This window comes from Pseudomonas sp. DCA-1 (assembly GCF_046523955.1).
Lineage (GTDB): Bacteria > Pseudomonadota > Gammaproteobacteria > Pseudomonadales > Pseudomonadaceae > Aquipseudomonas > Aquipseudomonas putida_Y.
This window is the reverse complement of record NZ_CP169881.1, coordinates 3,479,937-3,494,114: the sequence shown is the minus strand read 5'-3', so window position 1 is coordinate 3,494,114 and position 14,178 is coordinate 3,479,937. Positions and strand designations below refer to the sequence as shown.

Sequence of the window (14,178 nt, the reverse complement as noted above, 5' to 3'; positions counted from 1 at the left end):
GCATGGGTGCTCTGACGAAAGCTGAGATGGCCGAAAGGCTGTACGAGGAGCTGGGGCTTAACAAGCGTGAGGCCAAGGAGCTGGTCGAGCTGTTTTTTGAAGAAATTCGGCACGCACTTGAAGAGAACGAGCAGGTCAAGCTGTCCGGTTTCGGCAACTTCGACCTTCGCGACAAACGCCAGCGGCCGGGCCGCAACCCCAAGACTGGGGAAGAGATCCCGATCACCGCGCGGCGCGTCGTCACCTTTCGTCCAGGGCAGAAGTTGAAGGCCCGGGTTGAGGCCTATGCTGGAACCAAGCCATAACGACGAACTGCCCCCCATACCGGGCAAACGCTACTTCACCATTGGTGAAGTGAGCGAGTTGTGTGCCGTAAAGCCACACGTGCTGCGGTATTGGGAGCAGGAGTTCGACCAGCTGAACCCTGTGAAGCGGCGGGGGAACCGGCGGTATTACCAGCGGCAGGATGTGCTGATGATCCGCCAGATTCGTGCGCTGCTGTATGACCAGGGGTTCACCATTGGCGGGGCGCGGTTGAGGCTCTCCAGTGATGAGGCTAAAGATGAATCCAGCCAGTACAAGCAGCTGATTCGGCAGATGATTGTTGAATTGGAGGATGTATTGGTGGTTTTGAAGAAGTGAGCCGGGTTTCTGATGAGTGGAAATTTTTTTGAGAAAAAGCTTCCATTTATCAGGAGGTTAGGGTACATTCTTCAACGTTCTCGGCAAGATTGAGAACATGCTTCAAAGCCCAGTCGGGGCGTAGCGCAGCCCGGTAGCGCACTTGCATGGGGTGCAAGGGGTCGAGTGTTCGAATCACTCCGTCCCGACCAAATAACTCCAAAAAATCCAGTCACTTAGCGGTGACTGGATTTTTTTATGAGCATCAGAAATTTCACTGATCGGAAAAATACCCCTACTTATCCCCCCACCCGAGAAATCGCCTGCGTTTCTCTGCGGAGGTCATTATCGGCCAGTCGAGCAGATAGGCGGACTGATTGTGATAAGTGCCGCGGAAGCGGCTTTTGTATAATTTTTCGGGTGGAGTGTTCCCGGATATGTGGTCGAATCTCTACGCTTCCGCCACTAATCCTCATTAAAGCCCTGATTTTTCAGGGTTTTTTTGTGCCTGGTCGTTTTTGGTCCCCCATTTGGTCCCCCATTTTCAGGTCGGCTTTCTATGGTGCTGTGCGGATAGTGGTGCACATGCTGACCCAAAGCCCCGGCTGGTATGCTGGGCTGTGCTTGAGAGATTTGAGTATTTCTCTTGCTTAGCTTACTAGTCAGTCATGTTTGGTTTCGCAGAAAAATCACGCAGCACTAGAAACCAGAAGAGGATGCGTGAGCGCTGGGCGTTGCTAGCTCGTTCTGAATCGATGCCTCGCTTTCATCAGACTTGAAAGGCATTACCCCGCGTAGGCCACGCCGCATGCGGTTTTGAATGCAGATCCGCCCGAAATGGTTCGGTTCCTGACAGCCAAACACGCATACTCAAAAGGTTGCGCTCACCATCGGTGCTCACGCGGCTATTTTGACCTCGACCGTAGTTATGTGTCGGCCTTCCGCGCCTTGGCGTAGGGCGAGCCGATCAACGGTAAGGCCAAACACCCTGAATTGGATAATCAAAATGCACGACACGCTCAGCGGTCTCGCTGAAGTGGCGCAAACCATGAGTTGCACAGTAAGTCATGATCGAGTGATAAAGCGTGCACCTAGAAGCTTGGGAGCAGGTCACCTGAATTCCGAGATCTGCTGTTTAGTGACACGCAAATTTTCTACAAGAGAGTCTATCGAGTCAAATTGACTTCATTCTTGACTTTCATTCATGCACGAATCCATCGTGCACAACGGCTGCGAGTCTTCGATTAAGTACTGTTGCGCTCGCATCGGTTAACTATAACATGATGGCCACTTGATATCTGTGGCTGGTTCGTCCATGCTCGCTTCCTTGCTTGCGGGTTGCCAAAAAAAGGCTCTGGCTATGTATGGTGCGAAGGTGTCACGGAGATGTTTTTGATTGCTGTTGAGCATGCTCTGCATGGAAGTTATCGGGTCTGAAACGCATTTTATATCTTAATCGCGGCAGTTGGGGCTGTACCAGTATGGGCTTTAACAAAAAAGAAGAACGGAAAGATCTTCATTCGGGGAATCTAGAGGATCTTTGGGAAGTACTTTCAAATTTTGAGCTTCAGCGGATCAAGATGTACTGGCTATCAAAGATAGCTTTGGTGCGGGATAATGGAGTCTATCTGCTTGCGCTGATAGCCGTAGTTCCTATTCTATTCGTGACTGGCGCCGTAATCGTGCACTTTCAGTATGGCATAGATCTTCCTTGGTTTGACGTTAAAAATGCCGGTACTGCAGCGCATTGGGGGCAGATCGGAGATTTTGTTGGTGGAGTGCTCAATCCATTATTAAGTTTTGCAGCGCTAGTAGCGGTTATATATAGCCTAAGAGTTCAAAGTAAAGAATTGGCTCTTGCAAGAGACGATGCTAAGGAAAATCATAGAATCCAAGTTCAGCAAAGCCAGATATTCGAAAGGCAAAATTTTGAGTCGGTTTTCTTCAGGCTGTTGGATGTTCACTCTAGGCTGGTTAATGACTTGCAAGTAAGTGTGAGTGAGTACGGTGTGGATGGCAGGGAGGCAAGCAATATTTATCATGGGGCGGCGGCAAAAACTGAGTGCAACACCTGACCTTTCCGGTACGGTGCTGCCCCTATGTCTTATACCGAACTCAGCGTTGAAGAGCGCGCCACCATTCAAATCGGTCGTACCCAAGGCTTCAGCCTGCGCAGGATTGCCTGCTTGATCAACCGATCCCCTTCGACCATCAGCCGTGAGCTGCGCCGTAACCGAGGTGCTTGCGGTGGCTACTCGGCCCGCCTGGCCCAGCAGCAAATGCAGGCCCGCCGCCAGGTTTGTCGACCGATGCGAAAACTGTTGCCGGGTAGCGAGCGCTTCGAACTGGTGACCCATATGCTGCGTGAGCGTTTGTCTCCCGAGCAGATTGCCGGCAAGCTGCGCAGCATGAACATACCCAACCTGCGAGATGCCTACGTCTGTCGCGAGACGATCTACAACGCGATCTATGCCCTGCCAGTGGGTGAGCTGCGTAAGGAGCTGATCATCTGTCTGCGCCAAGGCAAGACGACGCGCCGGCCGCGCTCTGGTGGCGTGGATCGGCGCGGCCAGATCCCCGAGATGGTCAGTATTCATGTGCGCCCGCCGGAGATTGAAGACAGGCTGATGCCGGGGCATTGGGAAGGCGACCTCATCAAGGGTAAGGCCAACGCCTCGTCCGTCGGTACGCTGGTGGAACGCACCAGTGGCTACCTGATGTTGGTGAAGATGAACGACGCGACGGCGACTTCGGCGCTGGAAGGCTTCAGCGCCGCGCTCAATAGCATGCCGCTGGAGATGCGCAAGAGCATGACTTACGACCAGGGCCGGGAGATGGCGCGACACGCCGAGATCACCCAAAGAACCGGCGTGGCGATCTACTTCTGCGACCCGCACAGCCCCTGGCAGCGCGGCAGCAACGAAAACATCAACGGCCTGATTCGCCAGTACTTGCCCAAGGGCACAGACCTGTCGGTACATAGCCAGGAGGAGCTGGACGCCATTGCGCTGCAACTGAACATGCGACCGCGCAAGCGCTTCGACTTCAAATGCCCCATCGAGGTGATGGGAGAGGTCATGCAAAATGCCATGGCAATGCGGCATGATGCTCCGGTTTCAATTCAATAACCGTGTTGCACTCAGCTCCTGCAACCGCCTGGTGTATTGGCTTTTGATAAGCTTGCGGAAATGTATTTTCCACAGCCATATTCAGGATTGACAGTCGCTCGCTACGAACAGCGGTTTGATACTAATAGTGCGAATATGCAAAAGTACTATAGTAGTAGGCTTGCTCATTATTGCAGAAATCTCTATCAGATAATGAAGCATGTAGATGGTTTTGGGATGGATGCATTGCGAGTTTCAAAGCCAAGCTCTAGGGCAAATTTAAGGGCGTGGATTGATAATTATATCTCTCAAAGGAAATATGCGAACATGCTTCGAGCTCAATTGAGCCCGAGCGAATTGCGAGTGATTTTCTTAAATTGCTTATCTGTCCAGGGTCACGGCCTTAAGTATTATGTAGAGCGCTTTTCTTTACTTAAGCACATGGATCTTGAAGTGTTTGGAGATCACTCGGAGGTTCCTTTTAATCTGTACAATGAAATGGCATATGCAGGCTATGAAAAGATTGATGGCTTTAAGCTCAGGGCGCATTTAAGTACGAAGCGGTAGATGCTGCGTTCGGGCTAATAATTAGAGCTAAGTGGGGCGTGCAGTATATGCTATTGATGCTTGCGTTAAGTTAGGCTGGTCCCTTTTGTTCATGCAGCATTAAGGTCTTCGGCTTTTCTCACGCCTCCCTCGCATCTGTGCTTGTGGACAAGTCTTGAGTTAAATTGAGTGCAAGGCTTGAACCTTTGGGTGGCGTCTTGTTATGTGAAGTGTATTGAATCATTATTTTAGGGTTGTGGTGTTAAATGATGTATTTCTGATTGCTTAGAAGTCGAAACATGACTGCTTTGTGGGTGGTGTTGTCATTTTAGGCCTGATCTGCAAAATCCCTAGTTGTGGTACTTTTTGCCTAGATCGCTATAAATTATCTCGAGAGATTCTTCGGATTCAGCATATGGCCAAAGTTCTTTGAGTGCTAAAGGCTGCTCGACGGCCAAGAGGTAGGCGAGAATTGATACCGGCTGAGACCAAAAAATATTAGAGTCTAAGCGAGATTTTATCCTTTCTGTTATGTATGCTCTATCACCTAGCAAATGGCGGACATTATCCAGTGTGTCCTCGTTGATGACGTCGGATAAATTATCAAGGACCAACATATTGAACTTTTGATCCTTAAATTTTGAAGTGGTTATTGTTGAGTCGTAAATATCCGTTAGCTCTTCGAGAAGGCTACCTCGGATTTTAGATTCTGACTCAAGTATGTTCATGGTTTCACAGAATAAGTGGTCCGCCGTTTCAATCAATGCTGCGCTGCTTGAAACAAATCTTACCGCACGAGTAGGGGCTTTCCAAGAGCTTTTATAAATACTATCATGAACAACTTCTGCATAGGCATGCTGCATCAGTGTTCGGATTTGCAATTCGCAGCAAGTTGTTTTAGATATTTTAGATCCTCCCAGCTCTAAGTCTGTTTTTGGACGAATCTCAAAGTGATGTGATTGATATCCAAATTTGTCTGGCGCCTCTTCATATTCTTTTGAAGTGTCTCTTGATTTTTGAATTTCCCATCCGGATGTTGCGGTTATTGCCTGGCAGAGTATTTCTACATCGGCTGATAATAAGCAGACTGCTCGGACTCCGACTAGGTCGGTCATTTCTTGTAGCGGGTTGGTATAAGACTTTCGCGCAAGTTTCCCTATTGCGGAATCTATATCCTTCACTCGTAGTGATAATATTTGTAACTTTATGTCATGATCTTTTGAGATTCGTTTTATACTTTTTTTAACGAGCTCTCCCCAAGCTTTGAGGCCGGGTTGAGCAGCTGAAAGATGTTCTTTAAACTGCTCAATTTTCATTACTCTTGGCTCTCCACGGCGCCCTTAATTCTGACGTTAGTGTAGCCGTTCTCTTGGCCCAGTGTTTGAACATGATCTCGGAAATCTAAATCTGCGGGTACTTGGATTTTTACTCCTGTACTAAAATCGACACGACGAGGCCGCCGCAGCTTGGACTTGATGTAGGCAAGATCTTTGACCATGGCTGTTTCTGGAAGGCCTTTGGCAGTCATCACCGCGATATACTCGGGTTTTATCTCGACTGGCATATGCTCTGCAGCGAATGTAGAAACAGACATTGTGCCCTTATTGCTTCTGAGCTCAGATCGCAAGGCCTCAATCAACTCAACTCTTTCTGGCTGTGGTAAGGGTAGTGTGTTGATATAGGTCTTGGTTTCTTCATAGAACTTCCGGGTCTGATATTTTGATGATTTCAAAATATTCATGCCTAGGAACGCGTTGTAAAAATAAGCAGCAGCTGCTTTTGTTTCTGTGCTGGTAAGTAAATGGTCAAAAAGGAAAAACTTATAGTTATCTAGTTTGTACAGGCTCCCAATTGGAGGTTCGTAGGATACTTCTACGCTGACACCAATTTTATAGAGGCGCTGAGTCTGTGAAAGTAGCATCTTTTTAATTAGTGTGAGGCTCACTGATCCATTTTTTTCAACAATATTGAAGCCCTTGTCCGTTTCTGCTTTGATTGCTGCGAGGAATGGGTGTTGGTGCTTTCCGACTTTACCAGTGAGCACAATTAATACGCCGCCGGGCCATTTGGGATTTGTCTGTGCCTCTGCGAGGTCGGCTGCGATGACTTTTGAAATCTCTACAAATCTTGCTTCGTTCGCTCGAATTGCTTCAGCCGATTTTTGCATGAACGACGAAGAATCAATTTTATCAGCATTTATCTCAATTCCGTGAGAGTTGCTGCCTAATGCATCAGTGATTCGTACTTGAAGAAGATCTTTGGAGTCGACGTCTAGCTGGATCAGCTCTTCGGAAAGCTGTGGAGGAACGAGTACGCCATCTTTGGTTCTGGCGAAGATTGTATGCGCGATCATCCTTTCTATTGAAAGCGCCTCAAAAATGAATTTTTCCATGATATCCCAAGTGTTGGCTAATTTTTCTTTTGGTCTTGAGCGAAAACTAACTGGGCTCAAGTCGGCCACCCCATCGCCAGTGCTTGGGTGTGGTAACCGGCTATTAATATAGTGTGCTTTCAATCAGGAGGCAATAAGTAAGTCGGTCTCGTTGTCGAAAAGTTTACGCTGCCCATCTTGCGAGCCAAGTCGTGGATAAGGTGCACCGTTGGTAGGGATGTGTTGTTAGGTAATAGTAACGGCTCGTACGTCTGCTGATTTTTGCAACGATTGTGGTTTGGTTTGTGGTTGGGCGTATGTGGCGCGCGCTTGGTGCATTTGGAAATGCATGATTAGTTTTTCTCGTGATTTGTCACTCACTTCTGCGATGCTGAGTTTGGTTTTTGAGGTGTTGTTTTTAATTGGCGTGTTATTTTTTAGGCTGACGATAATATCAAGTGCGGATTATTATTTGGGATTGCACTTGCAATGCTTATGCCGTTCTGAAGCAGATAGCCATTGAGTGATCCGGATTTGCGTCGACCTTTTACCACACAGGTCCAGATGTTTTGGCCGTTCGGCTGTCTTTTATGAACTTCCAACTTCTCAAACTGGCGTTGGACCCAGCGCCAGATATCACTCTCGGTATCTCTACCGACCAATTCTGGATGCTCGGCCGCATATCGTTGGAAAATACCTGGCGAAACCAGAAAAAATGTGTCGTTGACTGTGTGAATCTTGGCCCTGCTGTCGTTGATCACTAAGCGATGACTGTGAACCCCTTGGCGCAGCCACTCAAGAAAGGCCAGCCCCACCGCATTCTCTGGTGGAGCAGTGGCGGATCGCGTCTTTTCAGCGCCTGATCCACTCTCGTGTTCGCCCGGTACTTGCAACATTTCTATTAGATCGTCGAGGTAGTCGAATTTCTGATCTCGCAGCACGGCAACGGGTTGATTAACTTTTGGTGCCGCTGGATGCCGATCCGGAGATAGTTCGTTTGTTTCACCGGTCGTTAGGGAACCGTCGATTAACGGCTCAACCTTGCCGCTGAAGCAGTCTGGCCGGGGCTCATCGGCCCAAATCAGGCCCGGCCGCAGGCGAAGAAAGGTAAAACGATACTGCCAGTCCCCGTCTGTGACTGCGGCGCTCCACACCGCTTTCCCTTCACCTGTCGCATCCACCAATCCATGTGATTGCAGCTCATCGAACAAGGCGATATTGGAGGAGGGAATACCGTCCACCGATTGAGCCAGCAGGTAGGCACGCAGTTTGTCGGTCGCGGTTTTGCTGACCAGCCACAGATGATCCGCGGTGAGCCAGCCGGCAGCCCCAGGCTGGTTGAGCTTGAACTCGTTTTTGACCAGGTGGCGTAGCCCCATCAGCAGGTGATGCTGCAGCGAATGTTTAGGTGCCTGCAGTGCTTTGGTGGGGTTGGCGCCGATGTTCTGTGCCGTGGATACCCGGTCGGCTTGCAGGACCAGCTCTCCGAGGGTGCCGGCGTGCTCGTAGTGGTCGGCCAGCAAGGAGAGCAATTGTTTCCACAGTTCAGGGTAACTGCTGAGCCAGTCAAGTAGCGCGGGCGTCAAGATCTGCGTATACAGCAGCCCGGCGGCGGCACCGTGTAGCTGGTAGTCCCGGTCGGTATTGTAACGGAAGCGGTAAGGCTGGTTCATGGGGCCGTGCCAGGGGTGCCAGCGTTCACCATTCTGGTACTCCACCTGGACATCGACGGCAATTTTACCAACGTCATGCAGCAGGGCGCCGTAGGCAATGGCGGCGCTCCAGGCATCAGCCTGCGCAGCTTGGTCTTCCGGTGCGGCACCACTGGGGAGTAAGTAGGACTGGCGTAACTTCAGGCTGCACGCCACCAGTTCCAAACCGTGGTCGAGCATGCCACCTGGATAGGCATGGTGATGGCTCTCACTGGCCGGTAGTTGCTGTACATAGGTGGCGTAGCGATGAATCGGTTCGAGGTAGAGTTGTTCGAACTGTAGCGGGGAGAGGGCCGTGTATTGCCAGATGCGCTCGAGTAGCCTTTTCCGGTGGCTGGCAGCAAGCAGTGATTCCGCCGTTAGAGGTTGATGAAAGCCCACGACGGCGGGGGTGGTTTCTTCGGGAAGGCCTTTTTGCGGTTTGAACCACCAGCATCTCATCGCAGTACCTGCCTTGCGTTCAAAAGGTCCTTTTGCCTTTTCGGATAAGTCTCTTACCCTTGCGCCCCCTTCCATTGACACCATTACCCTTTACCGCCTTTGCCTTTTTCGCGAGTGCGATAATCCGAAGTGTGGCGCATCGGATTAGCCGGTCGATCGGCATAGCCGACCCTTTCGAGTGGGGGTAGACTGACCGGCATCATTTTTCTGAGCTGGGGCGCTGATGACGCTGAGTGATGCTGTATTGATCGTGTTGCTGGCGGACCGAATTCATGGCACAGATGCTGCCATTCGGTCTGCCGCCAAGCGCTGTGCGAAAAAGTTGCCGCGCAGCCAGCGCGACATCTTGTTCAAGATTGGCAGCAGCGGGGCGCCTCGCGAAGTGGTGGCGCATCTCTGTCAGAACTTGGCTGACTGATCTGTCACAGAGTTTTGCAATTAATGCGCATTAAATGACTCTTAGATTGGGAATTAATACTCGGATATTGAGTGTGTCTCAGTTATTATGCATTCACATGTCTCATACCTAGGAAAGATCTCTCATGTCCAAACTTGCTGAATTCAAAGCACTGGAAGCGCAGCTGGCCGCGCAACTTCAACAGCTGGATGCGATGAAAAACGATTCCGGCCTGAAGCAGGAGATCGAGTTTGAACAGAAGCTGAAAGCCTTGCTGGAAGAGTACGGCATGAGCCTGCGCCAGGTGATCACCATTCTGGACCCGTCCAAGGGCGTGAGCGTGGGTGCCGCAAGCGTGTCGAGCGGAGCTCAGCGCAAGCCGCGTGAAGTTAAGCGCTACAAGAACCCGCACAGTGGCGAGGTCGTGGAAACCAAGGGTGGCAATCACAAGATCCTCAAGCAGTGGAAGCAGGAACACGGCTCGGATACCGTTGAGAGCTGGCTGCAGTAATCGACTGCGCATTTGCAGCGGCCGATCCACGGCGCTGCAGGCAAAACAAAGGCCCCAAATCGGGGCCTTTTTGCTGGTTAAGGGAAATTACGCCGTGAGTCGCTGAGTCGCTTCTATGGCGTGGTCGGACTGCAGTGCCAATAGGTATTCCGAGGCCTCACGGGCTTGGCCACTGGCGCGGAAGATCGCGCGCTTGTCTTCCTTGAGGATCTTCAGCCAGGAGGCCAGGTACTCCTCGTGGCGCAATTCTCCCTGGGTGGCGGTCAGTGCGCAGAGAAACGCTGCGCCCATTTCCGCGACCAACTCCTCGAAGGCATAGGCTGCGGAGCCGAACGCGTGCCCGCCGGTGATGCCGTCGCGGTTCAGGCGCGATCGATGACCCGACCAGTGAGTCAGCTCATGCAGGGCCGTCGCGTAGTAGCTGCCGACGTCTTCGAACTGGGCCTTGGTGGGCAGCTGGATGCGATCGCGTAGCGGCTGATAGAACGCGCTATCTCCATAGCAATGCTCGATCTGCGCGCCGCTGGCTAGCAGCAGCTGCTCGGCCGGGGCATGGTCGATGAAGGCGGGCGGCTCGGTGAGCTCATCAAGGACTGGCTGCTCGTCAGGCATGCCTTCGGTCTGCTCGATGTTGAACAGGCAGTGCGTGCGCAAGAGGGCGAACTGCACCATTTTGATATTGCCCTGGTCATCGCGAACGACCTGGCCGTCTTCGTCGTGCGCCTCCTTGCTCATCGGTTTGTACAGCACCGCGAGGGTGGATTGCTCGCCCTTGCGCACATGGCCACCAGCTTTGCGTGCCTGGTTGAAGGTCAGCCAGCGATCCTGGGTGAAACCTCGCAGGCGCGCCTCGGCCCACAGCAGTGGAATGTTGATGCCGGCGTAGGGCCGTCGGGTGATGGCGTTGATGGGAAAAGGGGAGTCAGCACTTGAACCGGTGGTGGTCCAGGGTTTGATCCAGGGGATCACGCCTTGGCTCAAGGCGCTGACGATCTTGTTGGTGACATCCAGGTAGATATCGGACATGGCGTTCTCCGGGCGTGTAGGGGGAACGCTGCCCAGCCGGGAAGGGTTCCCGGTGGGGTAGTGAGGCAGTAGCGGTGTTGACAGGGTCAGAGGGCGGCGATATCGACTACGATTTCGCCGGGCAGCCTGATGAGCAGAAAAACCGGGCCGCAGTGTGGCGTGATGCGAGCCAGTTGAAGCTGCGGCAAGTGAGCAGATACCGAAGTGCCGTTGCGCCGCGAGTAGTCGAGTTGCAGCTCAATGGGGCAGTGTGAGGTACGCGGTACCGAGTTCAGTACTCTGTTGAGCAGGTCTGCCAAGCGCATGGCTGACTGTCCAATCGGTTCCTCGCCTGTGGCAGGTGCAATGAACTGCTGCCAGACACCTGGGCTCAGTACCACCGCATCGGAAAAGCGCTTCATCCTGGACATTGGGACCTCCGCGTAGCTGATCCCGCGACACCTCATGTGAGGTTCGTGCGTGGACTTGCTCAATCTGAACAAGGCATTGAGCAGGGGGCGTCCATCTATTAAACCGCGCTTGGACGTGAGGTCAATCTCCGATCTACACCTCATATGGAGGGCTCTATCCAGGGAGTTCCAGCGAAGACTTCCGTCCTTGGACTCCTGACAAACGGCGATCTTCAACCGACTGAAAAAGGATGCGAGAGGCGCCCAGAGAGGCCGGTTAAGGTGCCGCTCTGGGAACGCGTGGAGCTCGCTTCTGCGTTCAAGACTTGCCTGCGGGGTCAACCTCGGCGGCCAGGTACAGGTGGGTGGACGTGGCCTCCACCACCAGCGATCCTGCGGTACCGCGAAGGCTGGCGAGGACAGGATCATCAATGTCGAAGTACTCGGCAAAATCGTCGCCGCCGAATTCATCGCGGGCGCGATTCCACCAGGTGTCGAAGTCGTCGACGTTGGGGTTGCAGCCAGTGGCATAGGCCACGCGTTTGCGGCCACCGCCATCCGGCTTGCTTTCGCCAATCTCGGACATGAGGTAAACACCGTGGTCCTTGACCAGTATCAATCTGCAACCATTGATACCGGCCTCGGCCAGCACGGCGTGAAGTTCAGTGCCTGTGAAACGCAGCATGATGAGATCCTCCAGAGGGTGCGGAGGAACGCCATCCCGTGTGGGAGAGTTCCCAGCACTGGAATGGATGTGAGTAGGGTGCAACGAAAACGCAGGTTCAGTGAACCCGGGGGAGTAGAAAGCGTTCATCACCGGGGAACGGTGACCATGCGAGCTGCCGAACGCGTATCGCATTTTGGGGTAACCATCACATGTGTGACGTAGCCTCCAAGGTTATGGCTACCTGGGGTGCTGGAAAACCAGCGATTGCACACTTGATTTACCAAGCGAACCGGCACTGCGTCAACGGTGCTTTTCGGCGAAGGCAATGTTCCCTATCCATTGAGCGCCACCGGCGATAATCCGCGTTGTCTAAGTGATCAACGGTCATGGAATTCAGCGACAGAGGAGTAAGCTAAAGCTTGGATCCAAATTAGCGGTAGCGGCTGGACCGCGTGCGCGGTTATAGGTAAGGGAGGCAATCAAATGTCGACTCAAGCATCCTCGGCTTCTGGCAGCACCGGTATCGGCAAGCATCTTATTCGCGCTGCGGTTGGTGCTGGTCGAGTGGTGAACAGATTCGAATCCACGGTTTTGAACTCCCGCGTTTTGGCCGCCGTGCCGTTCAAATATCGCAAAATTGGCTTTCAGGTAGTTAAGTTGATCCTGATGCTCGTCGTTGCTTCAGTTGCGATATCTCTCGCGCTCGGGATGCTTGCTTTATGGACCATTGCCGCGCTGCCAATCAGTACTGAGAGAGAGCCCCGGATCCATGAAATGAGCCACCCTCGACATCATCTTAGATTCCCAGAAATGTACGACGATAACGGGGCCCCCAGGTGATTGGTTACTTGAGTCTGCGGGCACCGGACATGATCTGTGAAGATCCCTTTTCTGCTTGTACCTGAGCACCTTCTGATCCCCGGGTGAGGAGCGTTTGCATACCGCTGCCCACGTTGTATCCCGCCCAACTCATGACGCCGAGGAAAAACATCGGCAGCACTACGAACATTGCACCCATCACGTACTCGATCACCTGCGCGGTAACTGTCCCGTCCATGAGGCCTGCTGTCGGCAATGACAACAGCGCCTGGTCTGTGACCGATACCTGGTTGTACAGAGTTTCCAGCATGCTCGAGTCGATCCAGCGCGCGAGCTCCCACCAGAACGTCAGCATGTGCAGCGTGAACAGTGCGAACGTGATCGTCATGAGCGCCTTGAGCTGGTAAGTGCTGATCAGCAGCACCAGCGGCAGACTGATGATCGTGCCCATGATCAGAAAGGCCTGGACCATCGGCAATGCCGCGCGCAGCGCATTCATCGCCGGGAAATTACTAAATGAGCCGAGGGCCAGGCCGGTGTTGGTGGCCAGGTTGTTCAGCCCTTGCGTCAGCGAACCGCCACGGGCGCTGCTGCCGTAGTCCTGGAACACTTGCCCAGGCGCCATGCTCAAAGACTGCTGCCGTGGACTCACCAGCTCGCGTAAGGTGGCGTCTTCGACTTCTGTAGAAGTGTGCCCCGTCAGCCAGCCCCGCAGCTGCGAGAGCAGCGATGGATCAACCTCGGCCACCAAGCGATCGCGCAGTCCGATTGTGCCGTCGCTCCACCACTGTTTGCAGGTGGGGTAGCCGGCGCCGCTGTCGAGTTTGGGCAGGGAGGTGTCTCGGGTCTCGTCGTACGGCCAATCGGCCCTGGGCATTCGCGAGCGATCAATATCGTAGTAGCCCGGTGTGTTGAGCAGGTAGGTCGAGCCTATCCAGGACGCATCGTAGCTTTGCGACTCGTCCAGCTCGGGCCGATTGGTGAACAGCCGCGAGCGCGAAAAGCCGTAGCAGTCTCGGGTGAAGTCGGCGACTTCCTGCAGCAGTACCTGGTCGTTGATCCGCGAGCTGTCGATCTCCATGCGCATCGCCCGGATGTCGGGTGCGCAGGGAATCGACGCGGTCGCTGCGGCGGTAATGCCTTTGCTCATGGCATGCACGAGGAACCACCACACCGGCACGTTTGCTGACTTCTCGCCGATGGTATTGAAGGTCGTGCCCCAGGCCGTGTCGGCAGGCCTGGCCATGGACACCCCACAGCGCTGGCTCGCGGCATCGTCGAAAGTCACGGATGAAAGGCTCAACGGGAAGAACGGCATACAGCCGAACAGAATGACCACGTAGCTCATCCACAGCCGGTTCTCTACGCGAGGGATCGACAGCAGGCCCTTATTGCCCTCGTCGGCACCCTGTTGGCGAGCTGATAGCCATTCCTGGAGGATGATCGCACCGAAAGGGGCGGCGAACAGCCCGGTGTCCGCCAAGGTGTTCCAGATGCCGTTGTTGATGATCCAGGCCAGCAGCGACAGGTAGTACTCAAGGTAGCTGTTGGTGCTCATGTTCATGGCTGCA

Annotated in this window: 15 protein-coding genes and 1 tRNA gene; 9 read left to right on the top strand and 7 right to left on the bottom strand. The window is 53.2% G+C overall.

The window, feature by feature from the left end:
- The first annotated feature begins 2 nt into the window (after window positions 1–2).
- The 6 genes from ihfA (at window position 3) to ACE4QZ_RS16460 (ending at window position 4,295) form a co-directional block, all read left to right on the top strand.
- Window positions 3–305, top strand: coding sequence for an integration host factor subunit alpha (ihfA, locus tag ACE4QZ_RS16485; protein ID WP_003250679.1), 303 nt, complete (start codon window positions 3–5; stop codon window positions 303–305).
- Window positions 286–642, top strand: a complete 357-nt coding sequence (locus ACE4QZ_RS16480; protein WP_003250681.1) for a MerR family transcriptional regulator — start codon at window positions 286–288, stop codon at window positions 640–642. The genes ihfA and ACE4QZ_RS16480 overlap by 20 nt, the downstream gene beginning before the upstream one ends.
- Before the next feature lie 114 nt (window positions 643–756).
- Window positions 757–833 (top strand) — tRNA-Pro (locus ACE4QZ_RS16475).
- Between the two features lie 1,269 nt (window positions 834–2,102).
- Window positions 2,103–2,696: a hypothetical protein gene (locus ACE4QZ_RS16470; RefSeq protein ID WP_410480094.1), complete on the top strand. Its 594-nt coding sequence runs from the start codon at window positions 2,103–2,105 to the stop codon at window positions 2,694–2,696.
- Between the two features lie 24 nt (window positions 2,697–2,720).
- On the top strand, window positions 2,721–3,749 hold the full coding sequence (locus tag ACE4QZ_RS16465; RefSeq protein WP_011911495.1) for an IS30-like element ISPsp7 family transposase: 1,029 nt from the start codon (window positions 2,721–2,723) through the stop codon (window positions 3,747–3,749).
- A 60-nt stretch (window positions 3,750–3,809) separates the two neighbouring features.
- Window positions 3,810–4,295: a putative phage abortive infection protein gene (locus ACE4QZ_RS16460; RefSeq protein ID WP_410480459.1), complete on the top strand. Its 486-nt coding sequence runs from the start codon at window positions 3,810–3,812 to the stop codon at window positions 4,293–4,295.
- Window positions 4,296–4,624: 329 nt separating this feature from the next.
- Here ACE4QZ_RS16460 and ACE4QZ_RS16455 read toward each other — a convergent pair whose 3' ends face one another.
- The 3 genes from ACE4QZ_RS16455 to mobH all read right to left on the bottom strand — a co-directional run bounded on the left by ACE4QZ_RS16455 (window position 4,625) and on the right by mobH (window position 8,798).
- Window positions 4,625–5,590 carry a GTP pyrophosphokinase family protein gene (locus tag ACE4QZ_RS16455; RefSeq protein ID WP_103469203.1) on the bottom strand — a complete coding sequence of 322 codons (966 nt, stop codon included), beginning with the start codon at window positions 5,588–5,590 and terminating at the stop codon, window positions 4,625–4,627.
- On the bottom strand, window positions 5,590–6,735 hold the full coding sequence (locus ACE4QZ_RS16450) for a nucleoid-associated protein (protein ID WP_146050474.1): 1,146 nt from the start codon (window positions 6,733–6,735) through the stop codon (window positions 5,590–5,592). The genes ACE4QZ_RS16455 and ACE4QZ_RS16450 overlap by 1 nt, the downstream gene beginning before the upstream one ends.
- Before the next feature lie 347 nt (window positions 6,736–7,082).
- The gene (mobH, locus tag ACE4QZ_RS16445) at window positions 7,083–8,798 is read right to left on the bottom strand and encodes a MobH family relaxase (RefSeq protein ID WP_103469201.1); all 1,716 of its coding nucleotides are present in this window, start codon (window positions 8,796–8,798) and stop codon (window positions 7,083–7,085) included.
- 223 nt (window positions 8,799–9,021) lie between these two features.
- Between mobH and ACE4QZ_RS16440 the strand changes: the two genes are divergently transcribed.
- Window positions 9,022–9,216: a hypothetical protein gene (locus ACE4QZ_RS16440; RefSeq protein ID WP_103469200.1), complete on the top strand. Its 195-nt coding sequence runs from the start codon at window positions 9,022–9,024 to the stop codon at window positions 9,214–9,216.
- Between the two features lie 124 nt (window positions 9,217–9,340).
- Window positions 9,341–9,706: a histone-like nucleoid-structuring protein, MvaT/MvaU family gene (locus tag ACE4QZ_RS16435; RefSeq protein ID WP_103469199.1), complete on the top strand. Its 366-nt coding sequence runs from the start codon at window positions 9,341–9,343 to the stop codon at window positions 9,704–9,706.
- Window positions 9,707–9,793: 87 nt separating this feature from the next.
- Here ACE4QZ_RS16435 and ACE4QZ_RS16430 read toward each other — a convergent pair whose 3' ends face one another.
- The 3 genes from ACE4QZ_RS16430 to ACE4QZ_RS16420 all read right to left on the bottom strand — a co-directional run bounded on the left by ACE4QZ_RS16430 (window position 9,794) and on the right by ACE4QZ_RS16420 (window position 11,806).
- The gene (locus tag ACE4QZ_RS16430) at window positions 9,794–10,732 is read right to left on the bottom strand and encodes an ArdC family protein (protein ID WP_103469198.1); all 939 of its coding nucleotides are present in this window, start codon (window positions 10,730–10,732) and stop codon (window positions 9,794–9,796) included.
- A gap of 86 nt (window positions 10,733–10,818) precedes the next feature.
- Complete coding sequence (locus ACE4QZ_RS16425; RefSeq protein ID WP_232099723.1) at window positions 10,819–11,142, bottom strand: hypothetical protein; 324 nt, start codon at window positions 11,140–11,142, stop codon at window positions 10,819–10,821.
- 298 nt (window positions 11,143–11,440) lie between these two features.
- Complete coding sequence (locus ACE4QZ_RS16420) at window positions 11,441–11,806, bottom strand: DUF3085 domain-containing protein (RefSeq protein ID WP_019099029.1); 366 nt, start codon at window positions 11,804–11,806, stop codon at window positions 11,441–11,443.
- Between the two features lie 465 nt (window positions 11,807–12,271).
- Between ACE4QZ_RS16420 and ACE4QZ_RS16415 the strand changes: the two genes are divergently transcribed.
- Entirely contained in the window at window positions 12,272–12,628 is a 357-nt protein-coding gene (locus ACE4QZ_RS16415; RefSeq protein WP_103469197.1) for a GNAT family N-acetyltransferase, read from the top strand.
- 4 nt (window positions 12,629–12,632) lie between these two features.
- Here the strand turns inward: ACE4QZ_RS16415 and ACE4QZ_RS16410 are convergent, their stop codons facing one another.
- Window positions 12,633–14,171 (bottom strand): conjugal transfer protein TraG N-terminal domain-containing protein, encoded by a 1,539-nt coding sequence (locus ACE4QZ_RS16410; RefSeq protein WP_103469196.1) that lies wholly within the window; start codon window positions 14,169–14,171, stop codon window positions 12,633–12,635.
- Between the last annotated feature and the right edge of the window lie 7 nt (window positions 14,172–14,178).

Bases quoted from the DNA above. Each gene is read 5' to 3' on its own strand.
- ACE4QZ_RS16480 (WP_003250681.1), top strand. From the start codon at position 286: ATGCTGGAACCAAGCCATAACGACGAACTGCCCCCCATACCGGGCAAA.
- ACE4QZ_RS16460 (WP_410480459.1), top strand. From the start codon at position 3,810: ATGTATTTTCCACAGCCATATTCAGGATTGACAGTCGCTCGCTACGAA.
- ACE4QZ_RS16435 (WP_103469199.1), top strand. From the start codon at position 9,341: ATGTCCAAACTTGCTGAATTCAAAGCACTGGAAGCGCAGCTGGCCGCG.
- ACE4QZ_RS16420 (WP_019099029.1), bottom strand. From the start codon at position 11,806: ATGCTGCGTTTCACAGGCACTGAACTTCACGCCGTGCTGGCCGAGGCC.
- ACE4QZ_RS16470 (WP_410480094.1), top strand. From the start codon at position 2,103: ATGGGCTTTAACAAAAAAGAAGAACGGAAAGATCTTCATTCGGGGAAT.
- ihfA (WP_003250679.1), top strand. From the start codon at position 3: ATGGGTGCTCTGACGAAAGCTGAGATGGCCGAAAGGCTGTACGAGGAG.
- ACE4QZ_RS16440 (WP_103469200.1), top strand. From the start codon at position 9,022: ATGACGCTGAGTGATGCTGTATTGATCGTGTTGCTGGCGGACCGAATT.
- ACE4QZ_RS16425 (WP_232099723.1), bottom strand. From the start codon at position 11,142: ATGTCCAGGATGAAGCGCTTTTCCGATGCGGTGGTACTGAGCCCAGGT.
- ACE4QZ_RS16430 (WP_103469198.1), bottom strand. From the start codon at position 10,732: ATGTCCGATATCTACCTGGATGTCACCAACAAGATCGTCAGCGCCTTG.
- ACE4QZ_RS16410 (WP_103469196.1), bottom strand. From the start codon at position 14,171: ATGAACATGAGCACCAACAGCTACCTTGAGTACTACCTGTCGCTGCTG.
- ACE4QZ_RS16465 (WP_011911495.1), top strand. From the start codon at position 2,721: ATGTCTTATACCGAACTCAGCGTTGAAGAGCGCGCCACCATTCAAATC.
- ACE4QZ_RS16415 (WP_103469197.1), top strand. From the start codon at position 12,272: ATGTCGACTCAAGCATCCTCGGCTTCTGGCAGCACCGGTATCGGCAAG.
- mobH (WP_103469201.1), bottom strand. From the start codon at position 8,798: ATGAGATGCTGGTGGTTCAAACCGCAAAAAGGCCTTCCCGAAGAAACC.
- ACE4QZ_RS16455 (WP_103469203.1), bottom strand. From the start codon at position 5,590: ATGAAAATTGAGCAGTTTAAAGAACATCTTTCAGCTGCTCAACCCGGC.